General features: G+C 46.1%; 6 protein-coding genes, 1 tRNA gene and 1 rRNA gene. 4 read left to right on the forward strand and 4 right to left on the reverse strand.

Translation table 11 applies throughout. The features are described 5' to 3' along the window. Positions 1-64 precede the first annotated feature (64 nt). From gpmM to L5L91_RS16355, 4 genes are read left to right on the forward strand one after another with little or no spacing between them, the layout of a single operon-like run. Complete coding sequence (gpmM, locus tag L5L91_RS16340; protein WP_105250842.1) at positions 65-1,609, forward strand: 2,3-bisphosphoglycerate-independent phosphoglycerate mutase; 1,545 nt, start codon at positions 65-67, stop codon at positions 1,607-1,609. 10 nt (positions 1,610-1,619) lie between these two features. Continuing rightward, positions 1,620-2,753, forward strand: coding sequence for a murein hydrolase activator EnvC family protein (locus L5L91_RS16345; RefSeq protein ID WP_113941204.1), 1,134 nt, complete (start codon positions 1,620-1,622; stop codon positions 2,751-2,753). Positions 2,754-2,785: 32 nt separating this feature from the next. Continuing rightward, positions 2,786-3,994: a S41 family peptidase gene (locus L5L91_RS16350; RefSeq protein ID WP_263237138.1), complete on the forward strand. Its 1,209-nt coding sequence runs from the start codon at positions 2,786-2,788 to the stop codon at positions 3,992-3,994. Between the two features lie 9 nt (positions 3,995-4,003). Next, positions 4,004-4,759 (forward strand): divergent polysaccharide deacetylase family protein, encoded by a 756-nt coding sequence (locus tag L5L91_RS16355; RefSeq protein ID WP_263237140.1) that lies wholly within the window; start codon positions 4,004-4,006, stop codon positions 4,757-4,759. On the opposite strand, the gene L5L91_RS16360 is transcribed toward L5L91_RS16355, so the two are convergent. From L5L91_RS16360 to rrf, 4 genes are all read right to left on the reverse strand, one after another. Next, positions 4,734-5,189, reverse strand: a complete 456-nt coding sequence (locus L5L91_RS16360; protein ID WP_105250838.1) for an Rrf2 family transcriptional regulator — start codon at positions 5,187-5,189, stop codon at positions 4,734-4,736. The two genes, L5L91_RS16355 and L5L91_RS16360, sit on opposite strands and share 26 nt — an antisense overlap. 22 nt (positions 5,190-5,211) lie before the next feature. Further along, positions 5,212-5,466 carry a YkgJ family cysteine cluster protein gene (locus L5L91_RS16365; RefSeq protein ID WP_113941201.1) on the reverse strand — a complete coding sequence of 85 codons (255 nt, stop codon included), beginning with the start codon at positions 5,464-5,466 and terminating at the stop codon, positions 5,212-5,214. A 336-nt stretch (positions 5,467-5,802) separates the two neighbouring features. Next, positions 5,803-5,879 (reverse strand) — tRNA-Asp (locus L5L91_RS16370). A 36-nt stretch (positions 5,880-5,915) separates the two neighbouring features. Beyond that, positions 5,916-6,000 (reverse strand): 5S ribosomal RNA (gene rrf, locus L5L91_RS16375); the annotation flags it as partial.

The raw sequence follows: 6,000 nt of genomic DNA on the forward strand, positions 1-6,000 counted from the left end.
TAACGTAGTAATATTTGACCAATTTCAGATTTCTATCGCTTCTATAAAACTTAAAGGTATCACTATGACGACAGCTAAACGTCCGCTCGCGTTGTTGATCCTCGATGGCTGGGGCTACCGTGAAAACACGCATAATAATGCGATTTTCCACGCCAAGACTCCGGTACTCGACCGTCTCAACGCTAAATATCCCCATAGTTTGATTTCAGGTTCTGGCTTAGATGTTGGCTTACCTGATGGCCAGATGGGAAATTCTGAAGTTGGCCATATTAACTTAGGCTCTGGCCGTGTGGTTTATCAAGAACTCACTCGTATCAGTAAAGCCATTGCAGATCATGAGTTTGAAAAAAATCCTGCACTATGTGATGCGGTAGACTCAGCCATCAAAGCTGGCGGAGCAGTACACATTATGGGCTTGCTTTCCCCCGGCGGCGTCCACAGCCATGAAGAGCATATCGAAGCTATGTGCCGTATGGCCGTTGCTCGCGGTGCTACTCAGGTTTATCTGCACGCTTTCCTCGACGGACGCGATACGCCACCGCGTAGCGCTAAGGGTAGCCTGAGTCATTTTGATGATCTGTTTACTACATTAGGCCATGGCCGTATCGCATCGATTATCGGTCGTTACTTTGCTATGGACAGGGATAATCGTTGGGATCGCGTGTCACAAGCCTACGATTTAATCACCCAAGGTAAGTCAAAATTCCAATACGACAATGCCGTTACAGCATTAGAAGCGGCTTACGAACGTAACGAAAACGACGAATTCGTCTCTTCATCGGCGATCACAGATGCCAACGGTCAAGTTGCGACCTTAAAAGACGGCGATGCCCTGATTTTTATGAACTTCCGTGCTGACCGCGCCCGTCAAATCACCCGTAGCTTTATTCACCCAGACTTCGATGGTTTCGAACGCGCTGTTATGCCGAAAATGCACTTCGTCACTTTGACTGAGTATGCTGGCGACATCACAGCACCTATCGCTTATCCATCTGAAAACTTAGTGAATACCTTAGGTGAAGTGCTGCAGAAACAAGGTCGTACTCAGCTGCGTATCTCTGAAACTGAGAAATACGCCCATGTGACTTTCTTCTTTAACGGCGGTAAAGAAGAGCCATTCGAGGGAGAAGATCGCATCCTAATCAACTCGCCTAAAGTGGCAACCTACGATCTACAGCCTGAGATGAGTTCAGCTGAGCTAACTGACAAGTTAGTCGCAGCAATTGAATCAACCAAGTACGACGTGATCATCTGTAACTACCCCAATGGTGACATGGTTGGCCACACGGGTAATTTCGATGCCGCCGTTAAAGCTTGTGAAGCTGTCGACGCTTGTATCGGCCGTGTGGTTGATGCGCTGGCGAAAGTGGGCGGAGAATGTATTATTACCGCCGACCACGGCAATGCCGAGCAAATGACCGACGAAACCACAGGTCAGGCTCACACGGCCCACACCAGTGAACTCGTGCCTTTCGTCTTTGTTGGACGCGATGCGACCATAGATGAAGGTGGTAAACTCAGCGATGTTGCACCAACCATCTTGACCTTGATCGGCGAAGCCATTCCAGCTGAGATGACGGGCAAACCCTTAATCCACATAAAAGAGTAACCGTTACCTAGTGAGCACTCGACTCCTTGTTAAAGCCAGCATTATTGCTGGCTTTATGATGTTATCTTTCTCGGCACACGCTTCTGATTTGGAGAAGCGTAAGTCCGAGTTAAAATCAATCCAAACGCAAATAAATCAACAACAAAGCGCATTAAAAACCACCAGTAAACAAAGAGAAAAGCTGCTGTCATTGCTGCGTAGCGATGAAGAAGCGATTGCGTCAGCTGCCAAAAAAGTCAACAGCACCAAAAATAGCTTAGCGCAAATCGACACTAAACTTGCCGAGCTAAAACAACGTCAAGATGAGTTAGAAACGCTTAAAGTGACTCAACAACAAACACTGTCGAAACAGCTGTCGAGCGCCTATCTTGCCGGTAATCACGATTACACTAAGATGATGCTTAATCAGCAAAGTCCCGCCACTATCGAGCGTATGTTGGCTTATTACCAATACCTCAATAAAGCGCGGATGAAGTCGATCAACGAATTAAAGCAAACCTTGACCGAGCTAGATGAGATCAAGGTGTCGCAAACGAGTAAACAAAAGCAATTAACGAAACTCGTAGCCGAACAACAAGTACAAGCTAAACGTTTGAGCCAAGAGCAAGATCAGCGTCAACTGACCATCAAAGAGCTGCAACGCACCTTAAATTCTAAGGGTGCAGAGCTTGAGCAGTTGCAAATTGAAGAGGCCAGCTTAAAGCGCGTCGTTGAACAAGCGCTGCGGGCCATGAAAGATAATCCCTCGATGGAAGGCTTTGGTAAACAAAGTGGAAAACTTAAATGGCCAACAAAAGGTCGTGTGAGTGCTAGCTTTGGTAGCCAACGTTCCGGTCAAGTAGTGTGGAAAGGCACTATGTTGTCTGCACCAGAAGGGCAAAATATTCGAGCCGTTTCAGGTGGTAAAGTCATTTATGCCGACTGGTTACGCGGTTTTGGTCTTGTCATGGTCATCGATCACGGTAAAGGTTATATGAGTCTTTACGGTCACGCTCAAACCCTACTAAAAAGCCCTGGTGAGATGGTAAAAAGCGGTGAAGCGATTGCTTTAGTCGGACGTTCAGGTGGACAGAGCGAGCCTGGCCTATACTTTGAAATAAGGCATAAAGGGCAAGCCGTCGATCCAGCGAAATACTGTCGCTAATCATAACGGTCCCCTTATCACAGGGGACCGTTATGAAATACATGATCCGCTATATCAGTTGCGTTGGATTAGGTCTCACTTTAGGCCTATCCATCAGCCTCTCCAGCCAAGAGAACGCGAAATCCTACCGCGACAACTTTGACTATCCATTACTACAAGATGTACTTGAAACGGTTGAAACTTACTATATCAAAACCGTTCCCAAAGAAGAGCTAGTGCAAGCCGCCATCAAAGGCATTTTTGAACATCTCGACCCCTATTCCAGCTTCTTGAATCATCAAGAATTACTCGATCTTAAAGATTCTAATCGCGGCGAGTATTTTGGTTTCGGTTTCGAAGTCGCGGCCCAAAAAGACCACATCAGCATCATAGCCCCCTTTGCCCATTCTCCCGCAGAGCAAGCGGGAATACGTGCGGGTGATATTATTATTAAACTTAACGACACCCTGGCGACTGAAACGAATCTAGCCGATATCCTTACTGAAATAAAAAGACATAGTCTCAATAATCAGAGTATTAACTTAGAGCTAAAACACAGTAATGACGATGCCATCTTTAAAGTGTCACTCAAGCCAAGCAATATCACTATAGAGTCGGTCAGCACTCAACTGCTTGATGGCAATATTGGCTATGTCAGATTAAGCAACTTCCAAGAAAACTCTACCGAAGATATGGTGCGCTCGCTCAGCCAATGGCAAAAGAAACCACTCACAGGACTTATCTTAGACCTACGTAATAATCCCGGCGGCCTACTCGACCAAGCGGTTAAAATTGCGGATCTCTTTCTCGCCAAAGGACGCATAGTCTCGACCTCTGGCCGCTTCTTCGACGCCAACTCTGACTACTATGCCTCACCGCAAACCATGTTAACTAACGTGCCTATGCTAGTGTTAATCAACAAAGGCTCGGCCTCTGCATCCGAAGTTCTCGCCGCCGCATTACAAGAAAATGGTCGTGCAAAACTCTTAGGTGAGACCAGTTTTGGCAAAGGTACAGTACAAAGCCTGATCCCCATCTTAGAAGATGGTAACGCGATTAAACTCACAATTGCCCAGTACAATACTCCTAGAGGTGAAAACATTCACAACATAGGGATCATCCCCGACATAAAAATTGCCGCCGAAACTGGTTCCGGCGTTGGTAATTTAGCTATAATCGACGCCCTATCAGCCCATGCATCACTGGCCCAAGATCATCAAGTGACCTCTGCCATTGCATGGATACAGCACCATGACGAATAAGAAGAAATTGTGCGCTTACTTAATTCCTTGGCCCTATTGGCCCTAAGCATTTCTCAAAGCTATGCAGCCCAGCTTGCACTCATTATTGATGACATAGGTTATCGTCATACAGATAAAGCCGTGCTGGCACTGCCCAATACAGTAACACTCGCTGTATTACCTCATACCCCACTTGGCAAAGAACTCGCTAACGCAGGACACCAAAAAGGCCACGAAATTATGCTACATCTTCCCATGCAGGCGCTTAATGGTAAGACATTAGGGCTGGGGGGGTTAACCAATACGATGACTGAGGCACAAATTCGCACCAGTGTTATTGATGCGATTAACAGCGTTCCCTTTGCCAAAGGTGCCAATAACCACATGGGGAGTCTATTAACTCAACTAGACGATCCCATGCTCTGGGTCATGGAAACACTCAAACAAAAGCAGCTGTATTTTGTCGATAGTATGACAACACGATTCACTAAGGCAGGGGATAACGCAGATAAGCTAGGCATTCCTTTATTAAAACGCCAACTGTTTCTAGACAATGATACTAGTGCCAATGCACTCGAGAGACAATTTAACTTAATGATAAGTCAGGCACATACCCAAGGTAGCTTGGTGGCGATTGGCCATCCTTATCCAGAAACTATGCGCTTCTTAGAGGCTAACCTACACAGACTTAAAACCGAGGGGATTGATCTGGTGCCAGCATCGAGTTTGCTCCCCATCGGTATTGCACTTAAAAGTGGTACTAATCCAGTTGCAGTACTGAAATAGAAAAGTCTGGCAGCAAGGCGACTAACTCATCACGGTTACTCACAATATCCAGCAAAGTATATTGATCCAGCACATTCAAATAAGCTTCAACAGCCTGGGCTAACACGCCTTTAAGCTTACAGGCTGGTGTAAATCGGCAGTAAGGTTTGCTGCAATCAATCGGGGCGAGTGAGTTTTCTAACACTCGAACTAACTGCCCTAGGTTAATCTCACTCGCAGGCTTACCCAAACGGAAACCACCCATCTTACCGCGGATGGTTTCAAGGTAACCCATCTTGCCTAAATGATGCACTATCTTAGAAACATGATTTGGTGACAGATCAAACACCTGCGTAATTTCAGCAATCCTAAATAAAGTTGTTCTATCTGGCTGAACCGCTAAATACATCAGGGTACGAACGCCAAAATCGGTATAACGAGTTAACTGCATATTTCACCTGTCAGCGATAAACTTAATGAGAGGTCTGAGATTCGAGTTGGGTAATCAACCAAATCGCCTCTTCGTTTGAATGACCACAAACATCATCAGATGCATCGAAATCACTACAAACCGCAGGACGATCAGGCGAGCCGAAAATCAAACATAAATTGGCATCGCTCAATTGCACACAACGTTCACCCGCCGCCTTACCCTTTGGCATACCCGGAATACTGCTGCTTATTGAAGGCGCAATACAGCAAGCACCACACCCAAGACGACAATTCATTCTCGTTACTCATGAAAGACATAAGGCATTATACCGTTTAATTTGTCCGAGATCAGTGTCACAGGTCAATACTGCCAAGTCGCGCACAGGAGGTTTTCAGAACGTGAAAGAAACAATATTGATAAAGTGGAATAAAGATCGGCAAAAAAGTAGGTTTTGATTTTTAACATTGAAGCGAAAGCGTCATATTCTGGTAAGGATTTCATCTACATGATGCCCGAGTATGACGATAACCACATGCTTCGAACCCGAAGCATTAGCGTCACTGACACGAAAATATCAGCAACGCCATAACGAAAAAAGCCTCATCTTTCGATGAGGCTTATCTCTTAATGTTGGCGGAGCGGACGGGACTCGAACCCGCGACCCCCGGCGTGACAGGCCGGTATTCTAACCAACTGAACTACCGCTCCTTTAGCTTAACGTCTACACGTTAACCTAAATTAGGCGCTTGGCGATGACCTACTCTCACATGGGGAGACCCCACACTACCATCGGCGCGTTTGCGTTTCACTTCTGAGTTCGGGATGGGAT

Origin of the sequence: Shewanella sp. SM55 (assembly GCF_025654025.1) — a bacterium.
GTDB classification, from domain to species: domain Bacteria; phylum Pseudomonadota; class Gammaproteobacteria; order Enterobacterales; family Shewanellaceae; genus Shewanella; species Shewanella oncorhynchi.